Raw genomic sequence first — 26,665 nt, 5'->3', positions numbered from 1 at the left:
TAAAAATTTATAACGTGTTTCTTCATATTTAAAAATAGCCTAAAAATTCTGAAAGATTGACTTGATAGTATTTTCAAGCATTAACTTTATTGTGTATAATAATATTTATAAGATTTTTGGAAGGAGGTTATTAAATGAGTTTGATACATATTATGATTTTGTTACCTTTAATTTTTGCAATCATAATACCAATTTTATACAGATTTTATAAAGGTATACATCTAGGATGGTTTGTACTACCTATTCCGATTATTATTTTTAGTTATTTTATGTCATACATAAATGTTCCAGATTCGGATAAACCATTCATTGTAATATGGGATTTCATGCCTAGATTAGGTATGAACTTCTCCGTTCATTTAGACGGACTAAGTTTATTATTCGCATCATTAATTACAGGAATTGGTGCGCTCGTTGTATTATATTCCATTACATATTTAAGTAAAAATGAATCACTCGGTAATTTTTATTGTTATTTACTTATGTTTATGGGGGCTATGTTAGGTGTTGTATTATCAGATAATCTATTAATGCTTTACCTATTCTGGGAATTAACATCTATTTCAAGTTTCTTACTAATCGCTTATTGGCGCCATAAACAATCGTCAATATATGGCGCGCAAAAATCATTATTAATAACTGTGTTCGGTGGCTTAATGTTACTAGGTGGATTTATTTGTATTGCAATTGCAGGTAATTCATGGAGCATTACCTCTTTAGTACAAAATGCCGCTGAAATTCAAAGTTCACCTTTATTTATTTTTGCGATGATATTAATTTTAATTGGTGCTATGACTAAATCTGCACAATTTCCATTTCACATTTGGTTACCAGATGCAATGGAAGCACCTACACCAGTCAGTGCCTATTTGCACTCAGCAACAATGGTTAAAGCTGGTATATATTTAGTTGCTCGTACAACACCAATTTTTGCAGCAAGTGCTGGATTTGTTTGGGCGGTAACTGCTGTCGGATTAATCACATTATTCTGGGCATCATTTAACGCTGTTAAACAACAAGATTTAAAAGGTATTTTAGCATTCTCAACAGTTTCACAGCTCGGTATGATTATGTCCATGCTTGGAATCGGTGCTGTCAGCTATCATTATTCTGGTGAAGAAAGTCAATTATTCTTAGCTAGTATTATCGCTGCAGTATTCCATTTAATTAACCACGCAACATTTAAAGGTGCATTATTCATGATTACGGGAACAATCGATCATGAAGTTGGTACAAGAGACATTAAAAAATTAGGCGGTTTAATGACCATCATGCCAATTTCTTGTACGTTCACAATTATTACTGCTTTAAGCATGGCGGGTGTTCCACCATTTAATGGTTTCTTATCTAAGGAAATGTTCTTAACAGCAATGTTTGATAGTCATCAAGCTGATATATTTGGTTTATCAACACTTGGTTACTTACTACCTATCGTTGCGATTGTTGGTAGTATCTTTACGTTTGTATATTCATTTAAATATGTACATGAAATATTCTTTGGAGACTATAAACCTGAAGCTTTACCTAAGAAACCACACGAAGCACCGTTACTTATGTTATTGCCGACAGGTATTTTGACATTCTTAGTCGTGTTATTCGGTTTATTCCCAAATATATTGAGCAACAGTATTATTGCACCAGCAGTAAGAGCAATTGCACCATTCGCTGATGCGCCAGATGTTCATATATCTCATTGGCACGGTATAACACCAGCTTTAATAGGTACGTTAATCGTATTTATTATTGGTTTTATATTATTTAAATCAGTAGAAAAATGGTTCAATATTTACAGTATTCAACCTGAATACTTAACTTTTAATTATTATTACGACAGAGGTATTCAATTAAGTTCTTATATTTCAAACAAAATAACGCAAAGCTATATGACTGGATTTATCAGATCATATTTAATGTATATTTTCGCATTCTTTATCATTATGACTGCACTCACGTTATTTACACATCCTGTAAGTGTTGCATTCGATAATATAAGCGAAATTAGACCATATGAAGTCATTTTAATGGGCTTAATTTTAGTGAGTACATTCTGTATCGTATTAGCTAAATCAAGACTATTTAGCATCATAATGCTAGCTGCAGTTGGTTATTCAGTTGCTTTATTCTTCGTATTCTTTGGTGCGCCAGACTTAGCACTGACGCAGTTATCAATTGAAACAATTTCAACTGCCCTATTCTTACTATGTTTCTACCATTTACCTAAAATGAGTAGACATGATGAAAATAGAAACTTTAAAATCGGTAACTTTATCATTGCGATTTGTGTTGGAATTGGAGTTATTACAATCGGATTAATTTCATATGGAAATAGACATTTTGATTCTATTTCTCAATATTATATAGATAATGTATACGATCTAGCCGCTGGGAAAAACATGGTAAACGTTATTCTTGTTGACTTCCGTGGATTCGATACATTATTCGAGTCAGCTGTTTTAGGTATTGCCGGATTAGGTATTTACACATTAGTTAAATTAAGAGACAAGGATAAAGATGGAGGTGAAGAACATGAAGAAACAATCAAATGATGTATTCTTTCAGTTTAATGCCATTATCATTTTCCTAATTATTATGATGTATGCTGTTTCTATCTTCTTTGGGGGACATTATACACCAGGCGGCGGTTTCGTAGGTGGATTATTACTTTCATCTGCAGTCATTATTATCGGTATAGCCTTTGATACTAAAACTTTAAAGAAAATGTTCCCATTTGACTTTAAATTAGTAACAGCAACTGGTTTGTTCTTCTGTGTTCTAACACCAATCTTAAGTTGGACATATAACAAAACATTTTTCACACATAAATTTGGAGAATTTCATCTTCCTATCTTTGGTGAAGTTCATTGGCATACAGCAATGCTATTTGATTTAGGTGTATTACTAGCTGTTGTGGGTACTGCCATTACTATCATATTAGCGATTGGAGAGAATGAATAATGGAAATATTAATGATTTTCGTTGCAGGTATTATTATATCCGTATCAGTGTACCTTGTTCTCTCTAAAAGTTTAATTAGGATTATTATTGGTACTACATTACTATCCCATGGCGTACATTTAATGTTACTGACAATGGGCGGATTGAAAAAAGGTGCCTTACCTATTGAAGAAGAAGGTATTAAGAACTATGTTGACCCATTACCACAAGCATTGATCTTAACTGCCATCGTAATAGCTTTCGCTGTTACAGCATTCTTCTTAGTATTAGCTTTTAGAAGTTATAAGGAATTGGGAACTGATAATTTAGAAGAGATGAAGGAGGTACCGAAAGATGAGTAATTTGATTATTGTACCTCTTGTCATTACATTTTTAACTGCCGTTACGTTAATTTTTGTCGGTCACAGACCTTATGTTAAACGTAAAGTGGTATTAACAGGGTTCTCGTTAGCATTATTAGTGAGTTTATACAACCTCTACCACATATATATGAATGGAACACAAACTTTAAACTTAGGTAGCTGGCCCGTTCCATACAGCATTGTTATATATGTGGATATGTTAAGTGCACTACTCGTAACTGTGAGTTTACTGATTACGCTTATCGTACTCATTTACTCTCACCAATCAATTGGTCTCCATCGTGAAAGATATTTTTATTACTTTGGTGTTTCAATGATGGTTACAGGTGTTAACGGCGCATTTATGACTGGTGACTTATTTAACTTATTCGTATTTTTCGAAGTGTTTTTAATGTCATCATATTTATTACTTGTTATTGGTGGTACTAAAATCCAACTACAAGAAAGTATTAAATATATACTCGTTAATGTATTAACATCTGCATTCTTTGTATTAGGTGTCGGTATGCTTTACTCAATTACTGGCACATTAAATATGGGAGATCTACATGTTAAATTCGCAGAACTTTCAGGAACAAATTTAAATATCGTTGTTATTACATTTATCATGTTTCTATTCGTATTTGCGACTAAAGCAGGTATGTTCCCACTGTATTTCTGGTTACCTGGAGCATATTATGCACCACCAATTCCGATTATCGCACTATTTGGTGCTTTATTAACTAAAGTTGGTGTATATGCAATTATGCGTACGTTTAGCTTATTCTATTCAACGAATAGTGAATTTATTACGCAAACGTTAATTGTTCTGTCAATCCTAACAATCATCATGGGTTGTATTGGTGCTATTGCCTATTACGATGTTAAAAAGATTATCATTTATAATATTATGATCGCGATTGGTGTTATCCTAATTGGCGCTGCAATGATGGATAAAAACGGCATGATGGGAAGTATCTATTACTTGCTACATGACATGATTATCAAAGCTGCTTTATTCTTATTAATTGGGGTCATTATTAAAATAACTGGTACGCCTGATTTAAGAAAGTTCAGTGGATTAATCAATCACTATCCAGTTCTTGGTTGGATTTATTTTATAGCTGCCCTGTCGTTAGCTGGTATACCACCATTAAGTGGATTCTATGGTAAATATATCATCGTAATGTCTACATTTGAAAATGGTTATTACATAAGTGGTATTATCGTTCTTTTATCAAGTTTATGTGTACTCTATTCTGTAATGCGCATTTTCTTAATGGCATTTTGGGGTGAAGAAAAAGGTTATATTTATAACCCTAAACTACCAATCAATAAATTAATGATTGCATCAGTAGCCATTACAATAGTAGCCATTCTATTTGGACTTGGAGCAGACTACTTATATCCATTAGTGGAAAAAGCTGCATTACCATTCTATAACCCAGAAACTTATGTTAATGCGTTAGGAGGCGATTATTAATGGCGATACAAGTACTCATAAATGTTCTTTTAGCTGCATTATGGATGATGCTTTCAGATACTTATACATTTGGTGCATTTGTATTTGGTTATCTATTTGGTATATTGTTCGTCTTAGTAGCCTTACCGCTTCTTCCAGGCAAACATTTATACTTACGTCCTGTTTGGAAATCACTTATTTTAGCAGTTATATTTATGAAAGAATTAATTTTAGCGAATATAGATGTTATTCGAATAGTTATACAAAAAGAAATCCATAATAAGCCGGCATTTTTCGCTTATCCTACAGATTTAGATAAGGATTGGGAAATTAGTTTATTATCACAATTAATCACTTTAACACCAGGAACAATCGTCGTAGCAATTTCAGATGACAAAAAAACACTTTATATTCATTCAATTGATTTTTCAGATATTGATTCTGAAGTTAGTGCGATTAAAGATTCATTTGAAAAAGCTATCAAGGAGGTGAGCATACGATGACAAATATATTCGTTATTATTGCGATTATCATCGTTGCACTCTCTATGATTGGTATGCTGATTCGTGTCATTATTGGTCCTACTCTAGCTGATAGAGTCATTGCGCTCGATGCATTAGGTATTACATTAATGGCCATAATAGCTTTATTCTCAGTATTAACTCATACTAGATATTTATTCGTTATACTTTTATTAATAGGTATATTAGCATTCTTAGGTACTGCAGCATTTGCGAAATTTATGGATAAAGGAGAGATCATTGAAAATGATAGAAACGATTCTTATTAGTATCTCAATTTTTATGATGGTCATAGGTGCTTGCTTTAGCTTTTTCGCAGCGTTAGGTATTCTAAGATTACCAGATGTCTTTTCTCGTGCACACGCCTCAGGAAAAGCTTCTACATTAGGCGTTATGCTTATCTTGTTAGGTGTATTGATATACTTTATCGCTAAAGAAGGACATTTCAATGTTCAACTACTACTAGGTATTATCTTTATATTCATAACAGGTCCGTTAGCAGGTCACTTAGTTTCAAGAAGTGCTTACTATATGGGCGTTAGACCTAGTGAAAGAACAATTCGCGATGATTTAAAAGATGCAAAATAAATAAAAAGAGCATGGGACAGTTAATTCCATGCTCTTTTTTTGTTTGAATTCACAAAATTTTGGTAAGGAGAGATTATACTGTCACCTCAGTTACAAAAGTGCTGAATTTTGTTACTAACAGTACCCTTAATTACAAATGTACGGAGTTTTGTTACTAACAGCACCCTTAATTACAAATATACGGAGTTTTGTTACTAACAGCACCCTTAATTACAAATGTACGGAGTTTTGTTACTAACAGCATCCTTAATTACAAAAGTACCAAGTTTTATTACTAACAGCACCCTTAATTACAAATGTACGGAGTTTTGTTACTAACAGCACCCTTAATTACAAATGTACAGAGTTTTGTTACTAACAGCACCCTTAATTACAAAAATCCTCTAATTTGTAATTAACATCACCTTAGTTTTAACACTTGAGCTTAATATAGATAAAAAAAGAGCATGGGACAGTTAATCCCATGCTCTTTTTTGTTTATCTTTTCTTTTTAATAGCAATTGTTGCGCGTATAACGGATATGAGTTCGTCTTGTTCGTTCGTTACTTTGACGTCCCATACTTGAGTTGTACTGCCAATATGAAGTGCTTGACCTATTGCTCGAACTGTACCTGATCGAGTTGACTTTATATGATTTGCGTTGATTTCTAATCCTAACGGAATTTCGTCTTCACTTGAAGCGTAATGAGCTCCCATTGATGCAGCTGTTTCTGCTAATGCTATTGTTGCACCGCCATGTAAGAATCCGAATGGTTGTTTAACTTTATCCGTTACTGGCATCGTCATTTCGATATAACCATGTCTTGATTCGATTGTTTTTATTCCAAAGTTCTCTATTAAATCCATATGATTAATCCCCCTTAATCATACTATAATACCATTGCTGCAATAAATCCAAAAATAATTAGCGGGATATTATATATTAAGAAGTTCGGTATACATGTATCTCTAATATGATCGTGTTCACCGTCAACATTTAAACCAGCTGTTGGTCCTAAAGTTGAATCACTTGCAGGGCTTCCTGAATCACCTAACGCGCCTGCTGTTCCGATAACTGCGATTAATGCCATAGTGCTAAGTCCAATTTCTTGTCCAAATGGAATAAATAAACTAGCAATAATCGGGATTGTCGCAAATGATGATCCTATGCCTAGTGTTACAACAAGACCAATAACGTACATCATTATAATACTGAATGCTTTATTATCTCCTGTAATTGATGCTAGACTTTCAACTAGTGAACCTACTTCATTTGTAGCGCTCATCACACCTGCAAATCCGTTTGCTGTTAAAATCACAACACCAATGTATGCCATGATTTGAATACCTTCAACTAATTTAGCATCTAAATCTCTCCAGTTATATAATCCTGAGAAGAAGAATATTAAGATCCCTGCTAATGCACCAAAAATCATAGATTCCGTTAATGTTTGAACAACGAATGTTCCTAAAATTGCTAAGCCCGTCACAATTAATGGATATGGCTTTAATGTCTTCGTTTCTTCGTCTTCTTCTACTTTAATTGTTTTATATGTTCTAGGTTTCCAATACATAATAATCGCAACGATTAATCCAAATACATAGCCCATTGAAGGAATTAACATCGCTTTCCAAATACTATTGAATTCTATATCTACATTTGCTTTTCCAAATGCATCAAAGATAATAGATTGGAATATATGACCATAACCATAAGGGAATAAAATATAAGGGAAACATAGTCCGAAACCAATAACTGTAGCAATTAATCTTCTATCCATTTGTAGTTCATTAAATAAGCTTAGTAATGGTGGTATAAGAATAGGTATAAATGCGATATGGACAGGTATAATATTTTGACTGAGTACTGAAATTACAAGTAATACAGCTACTAATAATATTTTTATTTTTAATCTACTTTTCTGTGAATTTTCTTTTTTCATTGATGTAATGATTTTTCCTACGATGTAGTCAGTTATACCACTATAAGAAATCAGTGCTGCAAATCCACCTAATAATGCATAAGACAATGCAACTTCTGAACCATCAACGATTGTTTTACCAAATGTGGAAATGACTTTATCAACAGACATTCCACTTAATAAACCACCTGTTAATGCACCTATGAATATACTTAGTACAACATTTAAACGCATTAAACAAAGTATAATCATCACAATAACAGCTACTAATACTGCATTTATTTCCAAAAAGACCCTCTCCATTCTTTAGTTCTCTACCACGATAAAGTGAAATAATGAATTTATCATATCAGTTGAGAAATAGCATGTCAACATCTCAATAATTAGTCCGAATATTCAGAATCAGATTTAGTCATAATTAAAGCGGGATCCAAACCTATCATAGTCCATAGATTTTTTATCCCGCTTTATATATGATTAACTGATTTTATTTATTTTTTAAGAAATGAAGTACTGTTGGTATCATAGCACCTGTCGCACCCTTTGGACCTTTGAATGAATCAGTCTCTGTTTCCCCTGAACCGGCAATATCAAAGTGTAAGTGTGGTATTTCATCACTAAAATGTGTTACAAATGCTGCTGCAAATAAAGCTTTACCGTTTTTATTTAAAATACAGTTAGTTAAATCTGCAACTTCTGAAGATTTAATATCTTGTTTCTCTTCATCTGTTATTGGTAATTCAAAACTTACTTCATTTGAATATTTTGCAGCTTGTTTCACATCATCAATGTATTGATCAGCATCGCTTGAGAATATCCCCGTTTTTCCTAAACCTAATGCTGCAACGACAGCTCCTGTTAATGTCGCAAAGTTCATAATAAGTTCTGGCTTATATTGTTTAACGAATGAAACGGCATCACCTAATACTAATCTTCCTTCAGCATCCGTATTTGTTATTTCAACTGTTTCTCCACTTAATGCAGTATATACATCATCTGGTTTCATTGCATTGCTTGAAATCATATTTTCAGCTAATGGTAATACTGCTACTACATGAATTGGTAATTGTAATTTGTTGATAGCATGCATCATACCTACTACGTTACTTGCACCACTCATGTCATATTTCATCGTTGGCATACCTGTTTTAGATTTAATTTGGTAACCACCTGAATCGTATGTTACACCTTTACCTACAAGCGCAATTGGATCTTGTGTTGAACCTTTATATTCAAGCACGACTAAACGAGGTGGATTTATAGATCCTTTACCAACTGCATCTAATAAACCAATACCTTCTTCTCTAATTTCATCTTCATTTTTAATCGTGACATTTACTTGTGAATCTTTAAAGTGTTGTTCAATTTCGTTTGCGAAATAATCTGGTGTTAAAATATTCGGTGGTGTTTGTGAATATGTTCTCGCTAAATTAACACTCTCTCCTAAAATTTCACCTTGATTAATAAATGTCGTGACATCTTCAGTTGTCATTGTAACATAGTTAATAACTGTGTTAACATTTGCTGATTTGTTTGATTTATACGTATCAAATACAAATGTAGCTTGTGTGAATAACCAACCAAAACGATAAGCACGTTCTTGATTAGATACATTTTGTGATACAAACGTATCATCTAATAGATATACTTCTTCAATTTTATTACTTTGTAAATATCTGCTTAAATTTCCGTACACAACTTGATAGTCATTTTCTTTAATTTCTTTTAAGTTACTTAACCCTACTGCAATTAATTTAACGACTTGTCCATTTACGATAATCGCTGTACTTGTGATTTTACCAAGCTCACTACTAATAATTTGTTGTTTTTTTAAATTTTCAAGTTGTCCGTCTAAAATTTGATTAATTTCATCAAAATTGTGCATTTGATTTAAGTGACTTGGACAACCGATTACAATCGGAAGTTCATTATAAGAATATGTTTCTTTAATTTTTATATTCATCATTATTATCCCCTTTGTTAAAACATTGAATAACCGCTTCTTCGTAAATTCCTTATAACAAATCCTGCGACAATAGCGCCAATCCATCCTGAACCAAGCATTAATATATCCGCAGTATGTATATGTATTAAACCTGTAATAAGTTTTGAAAATGCAGTTGCTGGATCTGTAAAGTACATAGCAGTGGAAATTTTATCTACAATTGCAAAAATAACAAATGGATAAAGTACGACCATTAACCAAGTACCTTTTAATAGCATATTTAATATAAAAGCGATTCCAAAAAACAGAACAAAAAATAATGCCATTGATATAATAACTTGCGGTAAAGATATCATAGCTAACCTCCTTTAAAAAAAGAGACCCGCCTAATAGCAGGTCTCTACACTTAATAATGAATCAATTAGAATTTACCTTTTTTATAGGCTAATCCGATACCACCAATTTTGAAAATTGCACGAGTATCGATAACTTTTTTCATGAATGCTGCTTTTTTACCAGTAATTTCACGACCCATAACAACACCAACACCATCATGGCTACCTAATGAACATACAGTACCTTTGTCATCGTATGCGAATGGCTCTGTTTTCTCACCATTGAAGATGTTTTTAATGTTTTTAGCAAGGTGTTCACCTTGTTGCATAGCGATTTGTGCTGTTGTTGGAAGTGGACGCTTGTTGTCTCCTTCACCAGCCATAACAGCTGAACAGTCACCAATTACGAAGATATCATCATAGTTGTCGATTGATAAATCATCTTTAACTACGATACGACCACGTTTAACGCCGTCAAATGATTCTTCCATTAATTTACTACCTCTAACACCTGCAGCCCAAATAGCTGTGTTAGCTTCTAAAGTTTGTTCTTCGTCATTAACTTTAACTACGAAACCTTTTTCATTACAAGCAACGATTGGAGTAGAAATTTTGAATTCAACGCCACGTTCTTCTAAATATTTAACAACGTAGTTCACTAAGTTTTCAGAGAACATAGGTAACATTTTTGGAGCAGCTTCAACACAAGTGATTTTAACTTTAGATTGATCTACACCGTATTTTTTACATAATTCAGGAATACGTTCTGTTAATTCACCTAATAATTCAACACCAGTGAATCCAGCGCCACCTACTAAGATTGCTAAATCATTTTCATCTTTTTCTTTAGATGCAGCATAATTAGCAAATTTATCTTCGATATGTTTAGCAATACGACGAGAAGTGTTAATGTTTTCGATTTGTAAAGCATGTTCTTTCATACCTTCAATACCGAATGTTTCACTTTCAAATCCTAATGCAACAACAAGAATATCATATTCGAATACACCGTTAGATGTTTCAACTGTTTTAGCATCTTTGTTGATTTTTGTTACTTCTGCTTTAACGAAGTTTACTTTATTTCTGTCGATTACATTTGTAATTGGGTATAAAGCATCCTCATAGTTTAAAGTACCTGCAGAAGCTTCGTGTAACCATGTAGCTTCGTAGTGATAATCGTTTTTGTTGATTAATGTAACATCAACGTCTTGGTTTGAAACTAATTTTTGCAATTTAGTTACTGTTTGTAAGCCAGCGTAACCTGCCCCTAATACTAGAACTTTTTTACGTTCAAATCCCATTATTTTCACCTATACTTTCTAAATTTTGTTTGACACTTATAGGAAAGTTGTGTCACTTTGTGTTTTTCCTCACAAATAAAGATAATACTATTTACATACAAGTTTTATTGTATATTTTTATAAAGATAAATTCAAGTGTGACATATCAATTCCTTAGCATTGTTCTGGCGTACCTGAAACATCTCTTGTCTTAAATGAACTTCCGCAACCACAAGCTGCAATAGCATTAGGGTTTTCAATCGCAAATCCGCCACCCATTAAAGATGTCTTAAAGTCAATTGTTGTACCATTTAAAATTGGTGCATCGTTTTTATCTACTAACACTTTCACACCATAAAACTCTAGAACTTCATCATTCTCAGCCGGTTCTTCTTCTGCTGACATTCCGTAAGAAAGTCCTGTACAACCGCCACCTTTAACAGATACTTTCAAATAACCATTTGGCATATCGTTATTTTTCATCATATCTTTAACTTCATAAGCTGCTGCTTCAGTTAATATAACAGTTGACATATTTATTCCTCCTAAAAAATCCAATTTTCTTCTATATGACTATATATATTTTCAAGTAATTCTTCTGGTGTTTCTCCCTTGACCATATCTCCGTTGACTAATGCATATAACCCTCTAGCACATGGTCCACAATTTTGTAGACAACCGTATTCCAATACATCTACTTCTGGATCATTGTCGAGCTTGTTAAACACTACATCAGCACCTTTGGCCAAGTTTGAAATACAAAATTCGACAATTGGGTTCAATGTGTTCACCTACTCACTTTTTATTCATTAAACTATTTTAACATTCATTGTAGTTTATGCCAAAAACGATTATACTAAAAGTATACTTATATATTATAAAATATATACATACAAATTTGTAGAAATTTGATTTATGGACAAAGGAGAATAACGATGAAAAGCTTAGTATTATTAGGGGGCGGATACGGTAATATGCGCTTAATGAAAGAAATACTTCCTAGCACATTACCTTCCGATTATTCAATTACGCTGATTGATCGTATGCCATTTCACGGTTTAAAAACAGAGTTCTACGCATTAGCAGCAGGCACAAAACCAGATAAAGATATTCGTGTTCAATTTCCAAAAGATAAAAAAATTAATACAGTATACGGGGAAATTACTGATATTGATTTAGACAATCAAATTGTTTCAGTTGGAGATACACGAGTTGATTATGATGAACTTGTAATAGGTCTAGGTTGTGAAGACAAATATCACAACGTACCTGGCGCAAAAGAATATACCTATAGTATTCAAACTGTACAAAACGCACGCAAAACATACCAAGCAATATGTGACTTACCAAGTGATGCAACTGTTGGTATCGTCGGTGCAGGATTAAGTGGTATAGAACTTGCAAGTGAATTACGTGAAAGTAGACAAGATATTAAAATTAAACTTTTTGATAGAGGTTCACGAATTTTACCTGCATTCCCAGAGAAATTAAGTAAATACGTAAAAAAATGGTTTGATAAACATAGTGTAGAAGTTGTACCAAATTCAAATATCACTAAAGTTGAACCCGGACAACTGTATAACAATGAAGATATTCATAACGTTGATTTAGTTGTATGGACTGCCGGTATACAACCAGTTGAAATCGTTAGAAATCTTCCAGTTGATACAAACGACGGTAGAAGGGTTATCGTAAATCAATATCATCAAATTCCAACATATCCAAATGTATATATTGTAGGTGATTGTGCAGCATTACCTCATGCACCAAGCGCATATTTAGCAGAAATACAAGCTGATCAAATCGCTGAAGTCATGAAATTACAATGGGCAAACAAACCATTACCTGAAAAGATGCCAGAATTAAAACCACAAGGATTTGTAGGTTCACTTGGTGAAAAACAAGGCTTCGCTTATTTAATGGAACAAACCGTAACAGGTCGTTTAGCAAGAGTCATTAAATCAGGTGTTCTATGGTTATATAAATATCATAACGGATAAGAAAAAAGTAGCAGATTACTCTGCTACTTTTTTTCTGTTGTATGTGGGGGTGGTTGGAAGTGAAGATGTGAGTTTACTGCCTCTTTAACTCACATCTTTGGCTATCTCTTGGCTATACTTACTCATTAAGCCACGACTTCGACTATCTCTTGGCTTTATTCAGGAGTTAAGCCACGACTTCGACTATCTCTTGGCTTTACTCGGACATTAAGCCATGACTTCGACTATCTCTTGGCTTTATTCAGGAGTTAAGCCATGACTTCGACTATCTCTTGGCTTTATTCAGGAGTTAAGCCACGACTTGACTTTTCTCACATCTATACTCTACCCAACTCAGCTGTCCCAAATAATCTCCCCAACTTTATTCATTTTTTTATTGTTCTACTGCTACGTGTTCATCTATAAATTTTGTTACTGGCTTTAATTGAACATAACCATCTGCTACGTATTCATCATTGATTGTTACAAGTGGATAGAAAAGTTCGTCTTCGTTTATTCTTTCGATAAATTGTTGGTCGTGATCTGTTAAATTTTCTGTTTGTTTCATAATATCAATATATGTGTATTCAAGGTTTAACTCTGGATATTTTCTTCCTAAAATTGCTTGTAACCATTCAAATGTGTCTTTTGATGATGGTGCATTTACACAACTTGCACATACAACATCAGCCCCATAAATTACTATACTTGCCTTGGACATTTTAGCATCCCCCTAGTTTCATGAATAGATTTTTTACCTTATTTCTATTATAATAGATAAATAAGATTAATGTATCTAATAACACTTGATGAGAGGAGTATTAATATATATGGCTACCGAACAACAAACAATGTTTGATCAAGTTAGTGATGTACTCGAAAAGTTAAGACCATTCTTATTACGTGATGGTGGCGACTGTGAATTAGTAGATGTTGATGACGGGATTGTTAAATTACGTCTACTTGGTGCTTGTGGTACTTGCCCAAGTTCTACTATTACGCTAAAAGCTGGCATAGAACGTGCTTTATTAGAAGAAGTACCTGGCGTAGTGGAAGTAGAACAAGTATTCTAACTTCATAATTAATAAAAAACAGGACATCGTTTATAAACGATGTCCTGTTTTTTATTTCCTAGGTAATATTAATGATACTGTCTACTCACTTTTCCATCATATGTTCCATTGATGTGTTGTATCATTTGTTCATTAATATATACCCAGCCTTTCCATCCTATATGAACGGCGTCTGTTATTACATACGGTTCATATTCTTTATCGGTTAAATCGTATACTTTCATATCATTCTTTTGAATCATGTGATTGATTTTCTCATATACCGCTTCACGTTTTTCTTTATCCACATGAATATGATCATACCATTTTCCATTTGCTGGAATCACAATAAACAATGGGTCTGCTTTAGCTTCTTTTAAAGTATCGATTAATAATTGTAAATCATCAAATTCTTTCGAATGCATATTAAACTCGTAATTACGATTATATCTTTTACGTTGCTGTTTTAATAAATGCCAATATTTATCATTCATACCAAATTTGTTTGTTCTTGAATGTTGTGCGCCATATTCTGAAGCGTATAACTTCAAGTCATTCCAATTCATATGATTAAAATGATGGCGTTCTTTTCTATGTAACTTTGCTTTTTCTTGTCCAAAAATTGATTTCAAAGCGTCGTGTTTTTCATAGATATTTTTTTCAAAATCATTCATAAATGTACCTTCATTATAATGATGATTTTCTTTTTCTATGACTGATTTCAAGTATGGGTCTGATTTTAATTGTTTAAATTGCGCTAATCTTTTAGCAAAACGATCTTTAATTTCTGGACTTAACACTTTATTTTTAAATAAGTGATCAGCTTGCAATGGTGAAAAGCGAGCACTAAAGTTATCATTTGTCAGTCCATGATCTGTAAACCATTGTGGCGAAATAATAATCGCTATTTTTTTACCTTTTAGATTATGTGCTTGGCTTCCCATATTAATTGCATGAATTAAATCAGTTGATCCACCCGTACCTATTAGATATGGTTGCAATTTCGCTTTTTTGTCATTCAAGATATACGCTGGATGGAAGATGTCTTGTTTTTCCAATTCACTTGACCCAAAGATTGGATAGAAATTTTTACTTAATAACATTTCTTCTTGTGAGTGCACACCTTTTAGTACTGTATCATCTAAAGATATCGCTTCGTTATTAATACTGTCATACTTTGAAAATGATTTAATCCATTCTACTGGTACGAGTAAAAATAAACCGAATAATAAACCACTTATTAATAATGGTAACAATAACTTTAATTTCATTGTAATTCCTTAAGTACTGCTATAATTTTATTTGGTGTTGCCCACTCATCTCTATCAAAATCAGTAATTGTTACATCAATGCCTAAATTATTTTGAATTTCTAATAATAACCCTACTGTCGCAAATGAATCGATAATGCCTTCTTCAAATATTTCAATATCAGGATTTTCTTTAACGATATCATTTTCTGCAACTTCTGCTAAAATATTTAAAACACTCTCTTCAAAATTCATAATATAACTCCCTTATTTAATGTATTAACTTGCCTGAGAAAAGTAAAAATCCAAATGCTATACAATGGAATGTAATTAAAATTGCTACTATGTTCATAATGCTTGGATTCATCTTTATAGGATGTTTTTTACGCCATTGTTCGTAATAGCCATACCCAATAAATAGCAATGCATGATATAAACCATACAAAATATAATGCAATTCAATACCATGCCAAATACCCATAATAAAGAAATTCAAGAAAAATCCTAAATTAGATATTAATAATTTATCTTTTAATAATTTTTCTTTAGATACCCAAAATACAAATCGCATATATACGCAATCTCTAAACCAAAATGATAAACTCATATGCCATCTATTCCAGAAATCTTTAATATTTTTAGCTTTAAATGGTTGGTTAAAGTTAACAGGTGTTTGCACACCAAATAAATAACTAAATGCAATTGCAAATAAACTGTATCCTGCAAAATCAAAGAATAAATAGAAACTATAACCATACATATAATATAAGTAATTTAAAAATGTTGGATCCGTGTCTATTGGTACAACTTTTATCACATACTCATTTATGTAATAAGCAATGATATATTTATACAAGAATCCCATAAACACCATATGTATCGCTTTGATAAGCATGTCATAGTACTTTTCAGGTTCTATTGTCTTCTCTTCATCTTTAATAAAGCGTTTATATCGATCTATTGGACCAGATGAGATTGTTGGAAAGAATGTAATAAAATCGATTAATTTCATCGTATCAATAGACTTAATTCGACTATCACGAATTTCCATAATGAGTTGAATGCTCTTAAATGCAATATAAGAAATTCCTAAGAATCCAATAAATTCAATGACTCTATTACCATGTATTGTAAGTTGATGTGTTCCAAGCCAACTACTTTGTAATACTTTGACAATAATTAACGGTAATATAGATAAAAATATTGCACTCACATATAACTTAAAGTTGTTTGTTTTCTTTACGAGCGTGTTATAAGTTCTAATCAAAACAACTTGATAACATACATACAGTGCAAAGAAAATGAGTTGATAACTTAAATATTGATTATCGAATAAATTTTTACTGTCATCCGAAAATATTAAAACAAGCATAATTAAGGTTATTAGCCTATTGTATATAAGACTTTTCTTACCGATTAATCCTAAAATAATAACGGGTAACATTAAGATTAAACAGATGTAGAAATAAGTAAATTCTCCATATGGTGTCATGAATTTAACCTCTCTAATACTTTGTTGCGATCTAATTTACCGTTAGCCGTTAAAGGTAGCTGTTTAGCATAGCTGAATTTTCTAGGAATCATGTATTCAGGTAAATGTAATTTCAATTCATGTTTCAAATGCATTGTCATATCATTTTCACTTGCTAGCACATCAGCTATTGGCACAATTGTTGCATGTAAATATTGGATTTTCTCACCCTGTTTGATTGGTGAAATGACAGCTTGTTTAACATCTGGTAAGTGTTCAAGTACGCTTTCAATTTCTTCAAGTTCCATACGATAACCATTGATCTTAATTTGAAAATCAATTCTTCCGTTAATGAACCAATAACCATCTCGATAGGTTGCTTTGTCACCTGTATGATAATTTAATTGGCCATCAATGATTTTAAACACTTTATTATGTTTTTCTTCATCTTTTAAGTAACCTTGGCTCACACTTTTACCAATAATAATTAATTCACCTTCATCTGTTAACTTCAATTCACTATTTGGGCGTACTTTGCCTATTGGTAAAGGTTTAAATTGATCCAGTATTTCTTGCGTGATTTGTATACTCGTTACAGCAACTGTAGCTTCAGTTGGTCCATATGTATTATAAATAGTTGATGTCGTAAACAAATCATGTAATTTCTGTGCTGTTTTATGACTCAATATCTCTCCACAGAAGAAGAACTGCTTTAATTTCGGATAATGTGTTTCATTAAAATTAGGCAATAACAGACACATTTCTAAAAATGAAGGTGTAGATACCCAGCTTTCTACTGCTTTATGTTCGAGCAATTCATATAATTGTTTAGGCTTTTCAATCATCTTCTTATCGACAAGTTGAAGTGTACCGCCAGTCATTAAACATGGATAAATGGCCATGACAGACAAGTCAAAAGAAAACGGCGCTTGATTTAACCACATTCTATGCTCGCCTATTTGATTTAATTCCAGCATCCATTCTGTAAAATCAACAAGACTTTCATATCTTATTTGTACACCTTTTGGAAATCCTGTAGATCCAGATGTAAATATTGTATAAACAATGTCTTTATCAGTTATTCTCTTGAAGTCTTGATCCACTGATTCAACAGCAAGTATTTCTTCTATCATTATTTGCTTTACATGTAAATTATTCAATAAATTTCCAGTTGTATTCAAAATAAAAACAGGCTCAACCTTATCAATGATATGCTCTATTCTTTCTAATGGAATAGAAGTATCAATTGGAACGTAACCAATGCCTGCTTTCATACTCGCAATCATTCCCACAATCATATAAGGTGACATATGACCATAAAGTACTATAGGCTTTCCAGAACCTTTAATTAAAGTAGCTAATTTATTAGAATAAAGATCTAATTCACCATAAGTTATTACTTCATCTCTATAGTTTATAGCAACCTTATCAGCATGCCACTTATTCATAAATGTTACTTTTTCTAAGATGTCCCTCATAAACTTTCTCCTTTATTAAAATTCATTATATATAAAATCATTACTTGCGCTTCCACCAGCATAAATCCAAAATAACACAATCATGATTAGTAAATAGAAAATCGTCAAACCAATCAATTTAAAGTTTTCAGAGTTTATAATATCCCTAATTTTTTCCATTGTTAATCTCCTTGTGTTTTAATTTTGTAATTATTCTATTTCATCATTATATTCTATACATAATCGAATATCAAGAATTATATGTAAAAAATTAGCAATATATGGCAATAAAAAGACAAACCAAAAATTTAATTCTTTTGGTTTGTCTTTTTATTTATTAATTTCGTTTGATTATTTTAACTTAACCGGTGTAATTGGTTCTTCGTTAAACATAATTTGTTTAGCATTATCAACGCATAGCTGCACCATTTTATCTCGTGTTGCAATTGAACTACTGCCGATGTGTGGCACAACGATAACTTGATCCATTTTTAAAAATGTATGGTCATCTGAAATGGGTTCACTTTCAACAACGTCTAATGCTGCACCTAAAATTTCTTGTTGTTCAATTGCTTCAATTAAATCAGATTCTACGATGTGACCACCACGTCCAATATTAATTAAAATTGCTGAGTTTTTCATTTTTTTAAAAGTTTCTCGATTGAATATACCTTTTGTTTCAGGTGTTAATGGCGCCGTACAAACTACGAAATCACTCTCATTAAGCAATTCATCCATTGTACGATATTCAACATTTAATTGCTGTTCAGCTTCTTCTTTTCTAGAGCGATTATGATAAAGTACTTTACAATTAAAGCCTTTCAATCTTCTAGCAAAAGCTTCTCCAATCGAGCCCATACCATAAATACCAACTGTTGAGCCGTGGACATCTTTTCCTGCTAAAAGATATGGACCCCAACTTTTCCATTCACCATTATGTACATATTGAACCGCTTCAACAATTCTTCTTGCTGCTGTTAACATTAACGTAAAGCCTAATTCGGCAGTCGTTTCTGTTAAAACTTCTGGTGTATTTGTAACAACAACACCTTTTTCTTCAGCAAGTTTCACATCAATATTATCAAAACCAACAGCTAAATTGACGACACCCTTTATGTGCGTTGCATTGTTAAAAAATTCCTCATCAATTTGCTCGCTTAATGTCGTAATGACAATTGTAGCTTCTTGAGAACGTTCTAAAAATGCTTCTCGAGGCATTGGTTCTAATTCGCTGTTCCAAACATCTACTTCTGCATATTCTTTAATCTGATTGATAAACTTTTCTGGTAATTGTCTTGCAACAAGTACTTTCTCATTCATGTTCTCAGCTCCTTATGTGAATTTACTTAATAACTTCAAATAAATTCTTAACGCTATATGTTGGTAATACTTCTTTTTTATTAATTTCTTCTAAAGAAGTTACACCAGTTTGTACATGTAATGTATCAATGCCACTATTGATTCCAGCTAAAATATCAGTGTCATATAAGTCACCAATCATGACACAATCTTCTTTAGCATGACCAATTTTTTCAATTGCTTGTTCCATAATTATTGTTTCTGGTTTACCGATGAATACTGGCGTCTGTCCAGTCGATACACTTACAACGCTTGTCAACGAACCATTTCCAGGTAAAAATCCTCTTTCATTTGGAATCGAAACATCTTTATTTGTAGATATGAATTTCGCACCATTTCTAACGGCTAAACATGCTACTGAAAGCTTTTCATAAGAAATATTCACATCTAAGCCCATTACGACATAATCAACATGTTCATCTTCTTTCACAACTAAGCCAGCATCTTTTAAAGAAGTTTCTAATCCACTTCCGCCTACCATATATACTGATGCGCCAGGAGAAGCTTCACTTATATATCCAGCAGTTGCTATTGCAGAAGTAATCACATGTTCACTTGAAGTATGAAAACCCATATTATTTAATTTTTCTGCTACTTCAGCAGGTGTTTTTGAAGAGTTATTCGTAACGAATAAATAATCTTTATTATTTTCATTTAAATAATTTATAAATTCGATTGCACCTTCAATAACTTCCGTACCTTTATACATTGTACCGTCTATATCAATAAAATAACCTTTATAATCTTTCATTTTTATCTCCTTCACCAAAAGCTGTTACGGGAACATTTTCATTTTCTAAAAAATGTTTTGTATCTTCAATTGCTTGTTTATAAAATGGCGTCGCTATTTCAAAAGCTTTTCTTAATTGATCATGATCAAGATTTTCATAATTTCTAATAAGTTCTTTTCTGTAATCAATAGATGTTCTAATCGCTTCAGCAGATGAAGGTTGGAAGACTTTTTCAAGTTCCATAATATCAATCACATCTTTATAATTACCAGGATCTCTTAAAATAAATGCATCAATAATCAAATTCCCAATATCAACTACAGATTCAATCATCATATGTGCGATTCTTTCTAAAGCGTATGGAGAATTTTTCTCGGTTTCAAAATCTACCGTTAATTTTTCTAAATAATTTAGTTTTAAAGTTAAAGTTTTGCTATCTACGAAATACATGTAGAAGACCTCCTATCCATATATCATCATATCATAATTTTGAATTGTAGGGCATTGCTCTGTATACTATACAAGTAAAGAAAGATTTTTAAAAAGGAGTCGCTAAACATGATAGATATGTTCTTATATGACGAGCAAGATGAAGCGAAAATACAATTTGTAGGATTTGTCGGTGAACACAGTCGCTATGACTTGACACTGATTTATACAGATAGACATTATGGAAAAACAATGGTACTTAATACCCAAAACAATACATTTGGTATTATCGGTAAGGATGACTTAGAAGAAGATGGCTATATAAGTCACATCCTCGGTTTAACAAAAGAAGAAGGCGAAGAAGTAACAGAATATTTACATGATGTTATAGATATATAAAATTGAATTGCGTTTGTAATTAATATAGTGTGAGCGTTATTTGCAGTTCTGGTCGAAAGTGCAAATACTGATGCCGTTATTTGCAGTTCTGGTCGAAAGTGCAAATAAGAAGTCCAGTAATTACAATTCTCAGTAGTTTTGTAAATAAGACACTCCATAGTAACATTTCGACTGACTTTTGTTACTATAGACACCCTTAGTTACACTTCGACCGATTTTTGTTACTATAGACACCCTTAGTTACACTTCGACCGATTTTTGTTACTAACGCACCTATATCATATAAACAACTTCATACAAAAATATTCACAATCTCGCTATAGCTCAATACAAAAGAGCCCGGAAAAATTCCGGGCTCTTTCGTTTATAAATAATCTTTTAAAGTATTTTTAGATGTAGGTTGTTCTTCAATTACGTCTTCTTCTATTTCTACTGTTTCAGCTTCTTGTTGTTTGTTTTGTTGCTCTTGTTTAGTGTTTTGCTGAATTGTTGGCTCTATTTTAACATCTTCTAATTTATGTTCTTCATCTATGAAAGTTGCTTCTTCTGCTGTTAATTTAGATATCTCAGATTTAGATAATCGTCTCAACACAAAATATTTACATCCAAAATTACAATACTCTAATATATAATCTTGAATAGCAGAGAATCGCTTATTTGCATCACTTTTTTTATTAGAATCATGATAAAAGCCTTTTAAACGAAGTTGCTCGTAACCAAAGTCACCAACAATAAAATCATATTTATCTAGAATTTCAGAATAACGTGATGTAAATTGTTCTTCATTGAAAGATTTCTGATCATCTTTAATCACTTCAAAATAGTTATTTTCTATTTTAGTTAACATTCAATCACCTTATTAGTTATTAAGTGCTTGTTCACCTAGAATATGTTTTTGTTTAGCAGCTTCATTAACTTGTTCATCTGCGTGATAAGAACTACGTACCATTGGACCAGCTTGGCAATGTTTAAAGCCTTTTTCCATAGCTACTTTTCTTAATTTACCAAATTCTAAAGGTGTGTAGTATTTTTGCACATTTAAATGTTTACGTGATGGTTGTAAATATTGACCGATTGTCATAATATCTACGTCGTTTGCACGTAAATCATCCATTGTTTCATAAATTTCTTCAACTGTTTCACCAAGTCCAACCATTAAGCTAGATTTTGTAGGAATATCTGGGTACATTTCTTTAGATCTTCTTAAGAATTCTAATGTACGATCGTATTTTGCACGTGCTCTAACTCTTGGTGTTAAGCGTCTAACTGTTTCGATATTGTGGTTTAAAATATCTGGTTTAGAAGCCATTAATGTTTCTAATGCTTCATAACTACCACCCATATCTGATGGTAAAATTTCAATCGTTGTATATGGATTTAACTCTCTTACTTTACGTACTGTTTCTGCATAAACGTTAGAACCAGCATCTTTCAAGTCATCTCTTGCTACTGCTGTAATAACAACGTGTTTTAAGTTCATAAGTTGAACTGATTCTGCTACACGTTGTGGTTCATCTAGATCTAACTCATTTGGAAGACCTGTTTTAACTGCACAGAAACGACATGCTCTCGTACAAACTGCACCTAAAATCATAAATGTAGCTGTACGTCTTTCTCCCCAACATTCGTGAATATTTGGACATTTAGCTTCTTCACAAACTGTATGAAGATTCTTCTCACGCATCATTTTCTTCAAGCCTGTGTAATTCTTATTCGTGTTTAATTTTATTTTTAACCAGTCTGGTTTACGTAATATTTCTTCATTTTTAGTAGCCATATACGTGAACACCCTTCTATTATTAATTTTCATCTTTATATATTATAACGAATATACATATAAATTTAAATGCTCATTACACTTTCTTTTTATGTTGTAATAACTTTTGTTCAAAAATATTTCTTAAAAACTCTGGCATAATATAATTTACATTCATATCTTTCAATATTGGGAAGTATCTTCCGAATGTGTACATATCAATTGTACCGAGCTTATATTGTTCGTGATCTTCTATTTCTTTTCCATTCACAAAACATTGACCTGTAGACTCAATATAGCCGATATTTTTAAATACATATCCTCCAAAAATATCTCCTCTAAAGCCAAATCCAAATGCTACTTCATCCATATAGGACTGTTCCATCGGTTTATATATAATTTGTTTAAGTTCCGCGCCTCTTAAAACTACTGAAACAGTGTTTATAGGATGCGGTAACATTTGATGAATATCGTATTCTGTTAACTCATTACCCGTCTTACCTTTAACAATAAGACCTGCATTAATAATTGCACAGTCTGCTCCTGTAAATTCTAATACACTTTCGCATAATAAGTCCGTTGTATAACTTGCACTGTTAAGACGACGTGGTAATGAAAAATTACCTTTAAGTATCGGTTTATTTAATAATGCCTTACCTTTTTCTTCATAATCATTTGGTACTTCTTCAATTAAGTCAGAATTAATAATTTCCGCTTCTTTATGAATAACTTTTTGATTTTCAATAACTAAATCTACTTTACCAACATAATGCCCATATTTACCAGCTGCAGCCATCAACACACCATTTTGTTCTTCACCATTTTCAAAATAATGATGTGTATGTGCGCCGAAAATAATGTCTACTTCCGGACATTCTTTGCAAATTTGCTCATCAAAGAAGATACCAACATGACTTAATACGAGCAGTACGTCATATGATTCTTCCACTTGTTCAATTTCATTCTTTAGCGCAAGTAATGGTGACGTCACTTTCCAATCAAGTCTTTCATAAATATGATTAAAAGGTGCTGTCAAACCAATCATGCATACTTTAATACCATTAATATCTTTAACAACATGAGAAGTTATATGATTCGGTAAATTACCTTCTAAATCAAATAAATTACAGCAAGTTACATCGAACTGAGCTTCATCATATAAGTGGTTCAAGGCATCATGAGATATTGTCATACCTTCATTGTTACCTATTGTTACAACATCTACGTGACTGTCATTTAAAATATTAACATTTTCTCTACCTTGTGATGCTTCTGTTAAAGGATGAAATAAATCTATATGATCACCTATATCAATATAAAGTGTATCATGCTGATAACGACTTCTTTCATCTTTAATATACTGAGATATTTTGGCATATGTATTTAAATGACTGTGTATATCATTTGTATGAAATATCGTGAGCTTCACAAATCCAACTCCTTATAAAACACTTTTTATAATCAAATATATACCTAAGATTAACATTGTAAATCTTAAAATTAAAACGACAGTGTCTGACTTCATTCTACTATTTATTCTTACACCAATTTTTGCACCAAAGTAACTTGAAATAATCAATACAATCGCATGTACCCAAAGTACATTACCTTGCACAATGTGGCTGACAGAACTTGATAAACTTGAGAAAAATATCATCATCATACTTGTACCAACAGCAACATGTGGAGGGAATCTAAATACAATAATCATCAATGGTGTCATCAATGCACCACCACCGATACCGAATAAACCAGTCGTTATACCAACAATAAATGATGAAACAATAGCGACAAACGGTGGTACACCGTATTTATGATGTTCACCATATCTATCTGTAAATGATTTTAAATACTTTTCTCGTTGGAAGTACTTTATTGGTTTCATATGATTACGTATCATTAATACGATAGAAATAAAGATTAAGAAAATACCAAAGTATAAATTAAATGAATCTAAAGTAAAATACTTACTTAAATATGCACCAAGTAAAGCACCTGGAATGATACCAATCAAGAATATTAATCCATTTTTTACATCAACTTGCTTCGTTTTCAAATAACCTAATGTTGCTGTTAAACCCGTTGTAATTAAAATAACTGATGATGTACCAATCGCTCTTTGTGGTGTCATACCAGACAATAATTGATGGTCTATACCAAAGTATACGAGTGAAGGAACAATAATAATTCCGCCACCAATTCCAACTAGCGCCCCTAATATTGCAGACGATACACCTATAATAATTAACACTAAATATGCCATACCTGTCACCTCTAAAATAATTTAAGTTGCTTAGGCGCTAAACCTTCGTATTCTATATCTAATAACTTTTGGTAAGTTTTGGCATTTTGTGCAGCATGTCCACCAGAATTATTATTAAATACTACATAAACATCTTTCGCTTTATGCTCTAAAATTTTAACTTTATCAGCTAACTCTTTAAGTTCTGCTTCATTATAATCATATAAATATCTGACATCACGCCACTCTTGATCTGTCATATCTTTCTTCGTCCATCCGTTTACATTTCTACCATGGTAACGGACGAAAGCAACATCATGCGTAATACGATTTATTAGTGGTATAGACCCTTCCCCACTCTGCGGTTCATCACAAACGCTATGAATAAATTTCATTTCGGTTAAAAATTCCAACGTATACTCTTTAACATCTTCTTTAAACCAAGTACGATTACGGAATTCGATACAAACATCAAAATCTTTTAATTGCTCACGTACATAACGTAAATAATTAATATTTTGAGGTTGTAAATCAAACCAAGGTGGGAACTGTACGAGAATCATCGCTAACTTTCCTGATGCTTTCAACGGTGCCATCGAATCTTTAAATAAATTAAATAATGTCATTTTGTCCTCAGCAAAATCAGTAACCTCAGCATGACCTGTTAACGCCTGATGAATCTTAACAACAAACTTAAAATTATTAGGCGTTTCCCGAATCCATTTTTCAATATTTCGTTGCGGTTGAATCGCATAATAAGTTGCATCTAATTCCACAATAGGGAAATGAGCAGCATATGCTTTTAACTTATCTTTTTTATTAGACAGGTCCTCATATAAAGAATCATGATCTCCCCATCCAGTTAGGCCAATTTTTATCATATTTCATCACCATACTCATCATACCACACAGAGTATTTATAGTTCAGTTTGTTTGATTAAAATTATGTAAAACTATGAATGAGCAGTAAAGAATTTTATGTCGTTCGTTACACTTCTAATACGTTTTGTAATTATAGGCCTCCTTAGTTACACTTCGTACGATTTTAGTTACTATGGACCTCCTTAGTTACACTTCCTACGACTTTTGTTACTATGGACGCCCTTAGTTACAGTTCCACAGACTTTTGTTACTATGGACGCCCTTAGTTACAGTTCCACAGACTTTTGTTACTAAATCCACCATTCTTTTCAACTCATAAAAAATAACGGCT

The 26,665-nt window shown here is 32.3% G+C and carries 30 protein-coding genes and 1 pseudogene; 10 read left to right on the top strand and 21 right to left on the bottom strand.

From position 1 onward, the window contains the following. The first annotated feature begins 134 nt into the window (after nt 1-134). From CD035_RS02795 to mnhG, 7 genes are read left to right on the top strand one after another with little or no spacing between them, the layout of a single operon-like run. Nucleotides 135-2,546 carry a Na+/H+ antiporter subunit A gene (locus CD035_RS02795; RefSeq protein ID WP_048540135.1) on the top strand — a complete coding sequence of 804 codons (2,412 nt, stop codon included), beginning with the start codon at nt 135-137 and terminating at the stop codon, nt 2,544-2,546. Next, a complete protein-coding gene (locus tag CD035_RS02790) occupies nt 2,527-2,955 on the top strand; it encodes a Na(+)/H(+) antiporter subunit B (protein ID WP_025904695.1) in 429 nt (142 codons plus the stop codon). The genes CD035_RS02795 and CD035_RS02790 overlap by 20 nt, the downstream gene beginning before the upstream one ends. Then, the gene (locus CD035_RS02785; RefSeq protein ID WP_025904694.1) at nt 2,955-3,296 is read left to right on the top strand and encodes a Na(+)/H(+) antiporter subunit C; all 342 of its coding nucleotides are present in this window, start codon (nt 2,955-2,957) and stop codon (nt 3,294-3,296) included. The genes CD035_RS02790 and CD035_RS02785 overlap by 1 nt, the downstream gene beginning before the upstream one ends. Further along, a complete protein-coding gene (locus CD035_RS02780; protein WP_048540137.1) occupies nt 3,289-4,779 on the top strand; it encodes a Na+/H+ antiporter subunit D in 1,491 nt (496 codons plus the stop codon). Before CD035_RS02785 ends, CD035_RS02780 begins: the two co-directional genes overlap by 8 nt. Next, a complete protein-coding gene (locus CD035_RS02775; protein ID WP_025904692.1) occupies nt 4,779-5,261 on the top strand; it encodes a Na+/H+ antiporter subunit E in 483 nt (160 codons plus the stop codon). Before CD035_RS02780 ends, CD035_RS02775 begins: the two co-directional genes overlap by 1 nt. After that, on the top strand, nt 5,258-5,548 hold the full coding sequence (locus CD035_RS02770) for a Na(+)/H(+) antiporter subunit F1 (RefSeq protein ID WP_048540139.1): 291 nt from the start codon (nt 5,258-5,260) through the stop codon (nt 5,546-5,548). Before CD035_RS02775 ends, CD035_RS02770 begins: the two co-directional genes overlap by 4 nt. After that, on the top strand, nt 5,526-5,867 hold the full coding sequence (mnhG, locus tag CD035_RS02765; RefSeq protein WP_025904690.1) for a monovalent cation/H(+) antiporter subunit G: 342 nt from the start codon (nt 5,526-5,528) through the stop codon (nt 5,865-5,867). Before CD035_RS02770 ends, mnhG begins: the two co-directional genes overlap by 23 nt. 477 nt (nt 5,868-6,344) lie before the next feature. On the opposite strand, the gene CD035_RS02760 is transcribed toward mnhG, so the two are convergent. From CD035_RS02760 to CD035_RS02730, 7 genes are all read right to left on the bottom strand, one after another. Then, nucleotides 6,345-6,713 carry a PaaI family thioesterase gene (locus CD035_RS02760; protein WP_048540140.1) on the bottom strand — a complete coding sequence of 123 codons (369 nt, stop codon included), beginning with the start codon at nt 6,711-6,713 and terminating at the stop codon, nt 6,345-6,347. A 23-nt stretch (nt 6,714-6,736) separates the two neighbouring features. Continuing rightward, on the bottom strand, nt 6,737-8,071 hold the full coding sequence (locus CD035_RS02755) for a Na+/H+ antiporter family protein (RefSeq protein WP_048540141.1): 1,335 nt from the start codon (nt 8,069-8,071) through the stop codon (nt 6,737-6,739). 184 nt (nt 8,072-8,255) lie between these two features. Further along, nucleotides 8,256-9,731, bottom strand: a complete 1,476-nt coding sequence (locus tag CD035_RS02750) for a M17 family metallopeptidase (RefSeq protein WP_048540143.1) — start codon at nt 9,729-9,731, stop codon at nt 8,256-8,258. Nucleotides 9,732-9,748: 17 nt separating this feature from the next. After that, a complete protein-coding gene (locus tag CD035_RS02745; RefSeq protein WP_048540144.1) occupies nt 9,749-10,069 on the bottom strand; it encodes a YuiB family protein in 321 nt (106 codons plus the stop codon). A gap of 65 nt (nt 10,070-10,134) precedes the next feature. Further along, nucleotides 10,135-11,349: an NAD(P)/FAD-dependent oxidoreductase gene (locus CD035_RS02740; protein WP_048540146.1), complete on the bottom strand. Its 1,215-nt coding sequence runs from the start codon at nt 11,347-11,349 to the stop codon at nt 10,135-10,137. A 153-nt stretch (nt 11,350-11,502) separates the two neighbouring features. Then, nucleotides 11,503-11,862: a HesB/IscA family protein gene (locus tag CD035_RS02735; RefSeq protein ID WP_048540148.1), complete on the bottom strand. Its 360-nt coding sequence runs from the start codon at nt 11,860-11,862 to the stop codon at nt 11,503-11,505. Between the two features lie 11 nt (nt 11,863-11,873). Beyond that, nucleotides 11,874-12,110, bottom strand: coding sequence for a YuzB family protein (locus tag CD035_RS02730; RefSeq protein WP_025904683.1), 237 nt, complete (start codon nt 12,108-12,110; stop codon nt 11,874-11,876). Nucleotides 12,111-12,263: 153 nt separating this feature from the next. Here CD035_RS02730 and CD035_RS02725 point away from each other — a divergent pair, with 153 nt between their 5' ends. Further along, on the top strand, nt 12,264-13,328 hold the full coding sequence (locus tag CD035_RS02725; RefSeq protein ID WP_048540150.1) for an NAD(P)/FAD-dependent oxidoreductase: 1,065 nt from the start codon (nt 12,264-12,266) through the stop codon (nt 13,326-13,328). A gap of 373 nt (nt 13,329-13,701) precedes the next feature. Here CD035_RS02725 and CD035_RS02720 read toward each other — a convergent pair whose 3' ends face one another. Further along, nucleotides 13,702-14,028 carry a YuzD family protein gene (locus tag CD035_RS02720; protein ID WP_048540152.1) on the bottom strand — a complete coding sequence of 109 codons (327 nt, stop codon included), beginning with the start codon at nt 14,026-14,028 and terminating at the stop codon, nt 13,702-13,704. Nucleotides 14,029-14,137: 109 nt separating this feature from the next. On the opposite strand from CD035_RS02720, the gene CD035_RS02715 reads away from it, so the two are divergent. Further along, nucleotides 14,138-14,380 carry a NifU family protein gene (locus CD035_RS02715; RefSeq protein WP_025904405.1) on the top strand — a complete coding sequence of 81 codons (243 nt, stop codon included), beginning with the start codon at nt 14,138-14,140 and terminating at the stop codon, nt 14,378-14,380. A gap of 68 nt (nt 14,381-14,448) precedes the next feature. Here CD035_RS02715 and dltD read toward each other — a convergent pair whose 3' ends face one another. From dltD to CD035_RS02675, 8 genes are all read right to left on the bottom strand, one after another. After that, nucleotides 14,449-15,630, bottom strand: a complete 1,182-nt coding sequence (gene dltD, locus CD035_RS02710; RefSeq protein ID WP_048540154.1) for a D-alanyl-lipoteichoic acid biosynthesis protein DltD — start codon at nt 15,628-15,630, stop codon at nt 14,449-14,451. Continuing rightward, complete coding sequence (gene dltC, locus CD035_RS02705) at nt 15,627-15,863, bottom strand: D-alanine--poly(phosphoribitol) ligase subunit 2 (RefSeq protein WP_048540156.1); 237 nt, start codon at nt 15,861-15,863, stop codon at nt 15,627-15,629. Before dltC ends, dltD begins: the two co-directional genes overlap by 4 nt. A 16-nt stretch (nt 15,864-15,879) precedes the next feature. Then, on the bottom strand, nt 15,880-17,100 hold the full coding sequence (dltB, locus tag CD035_RS02700; protein ID WP_048540158.1) for a D-alanyl-lipoteichoic acid biosynthesis protein DltB: 1,221 nt from the start codon (nt 17,098-17,100) through the stop codon (nt 15,880-15,882). Beyond that, the gene (gene dltA, locus CD035_RS02695; RefSeq protein WP_048540159.1) at nt 17,097-18,557 is read right to left on the bottom strand and encodes a D-alanine--poly(phosphoribitol) ligase subunit DltA; all 1,461 of its coding nucleotides are present in this window, start codon (nt 18,555-18,557) and stop codon (nt 17,097-17,099) included. Before dltA ends, dltB begins: the two co-directional genes overlap by 4 nt. 15 nt (nt 18,558-18,572) lie before the next feature. Then, a complete protein-coding gene (locus tag CD035_RS02690) occupies nt 18,573-18,716 on the bottom strand; it encodes a teichoic acid D-Ala incorporation-associated protein DltX (protein ID WP_075577785.1) in 144 nt (47 codons plus the stop codon). A gap of 171 nt (nt 18,717-18,887) precedes the next feature. After that, on the bottom strand, nt 18,888-19,856 hold the full coding sequence (locus CD035_RS02685; protein WP_048540161.1) for a 2-hydroxyacid dehydrogenase: 969 nt from the start codon (nt 19,854-19,856) through the stop codon (nt 18,888-18,890). A gap of 22 nt (nt 19,857-19,878) precedes the next feature. Beyond that, nucleotides 19,879-20,646, bottom strand: coding sequence for a TIGR01457 family HAD-type hydrolase (locus CD035_RS02680; RefSeq protein ID WP_048540162.1), 768 nt, complete (start codon nt 20,644-20,646; stop codon nt 19,879-19,881). Beyond that, a complete protein-coding gene (locus CD035_RS02675) occupies nt 20,633-21,076 on the bottom strand; it encodes a DUF86 domain-containing protein (RefSeq protein WP_048540164.1) in 444 nt (147 codons plus the stop codon). The genes CD035_RS02680 and CD035_RS02675 overlap by 14 nt, the downstream gene beginning before the upstream one ends. A 108-nt stretch (nt 21,077-21,184) precedes the next feature. Here CD035_RS02675 and CD035_RS02670 point away from each other — a divergent pair, with 108 nt between their 5' ends. Continuing rightward, nucleotides 21,185-21,454 carry a DUF3055 domain-containing protein gene (locus CD035_RS02670; RefSeq protein ID WP_048540166.1) on the top strand — a complete coding sequence of 90 codons (270 nt, stop codon included), beginning with the start codon at nt 21,185-21,187 and terminating at the stop codon, nt 21,452-21,454. Between the two features lie 469 nt (nt 21,455-21,923). Here the strand turns inward: CD035_RS02670 and CD035_RS02665 are convergent. The 5 genes and pseudogenes from CD035_RS02665 to CD035_RS02645 all read right to left on the bottom strand — a co-directional run. Continuing rightward, nucleotides 21,924-22,301: pseudogene (locus CD035_RS02665) on the bottom strand (YutD family protein); the annotation flags it as partial. A gap of 12 nt (nt 22,302-22,313) precedes the next feature. Then, nucleotides 22,314-23,231, bottom strand: a complete 918-nt coding sequence (gene lipA, locus CD035_RS02660) for a lipoyl synthase (protein WP_048540168.1) — start codon at nt 23,229-23,231, stop codon at nt 22,314-22,316. A 76-nt stretch (nt 23,232-23,307) separates the two neighbouring features. After that, nucleotides 23,308-24,639 (bottom strand): bifunctional metallophosphatase/5'-nucleotidase, encoded by a 1,332-nt coding sequence (locus tag CD035_RS02655; RefSeq protein ID WP_048540169.1) that lies wholly within the window; start codon nt 24,637-24,639, stop codon nt 23,308-23,310. 12 nt (nt 24,640-24,651) lie between these two features. Then, nucleotides 24,652-25,473: a sulfite exporter TauE/SafE family protein gene (locus tag CD035_RS02650; protein ID WP_048540171.1), complete on the bottom strand. Its 822-nt coding sequence runs from the start codon at nt 25,471-25,473 to the stop codon at nt 24,652-24,654. Nucleotides 25,474-25,484: 11 nt separating this feature from the next. Then, on the bottom strand, nt 25,485-26,333 hold the full coding sequence (locus tag CD035_RS02645) for a DUF72 domain-containing protein (protein WP_048540173.1): 849 nt from the start codon (nt 26,331-26,333) through the stop codon (nt 25,485-25,487). Between the last annotated feature and the right edge of the window lie 332 nt (nt 26,334-26,665).

Source organism: Mammaliicoccus sciuri, from assembly GCF_002901825.1.
GTDB lineage: Bacteria > Bacillota > Bacilli > Staphylococcales > Staphylococcaceae > Mammaliicoccus > Mammaliicoccus sciuri.
This window is presented reverse-complemented; position numbering and strand designations above follow the sequence as displayed.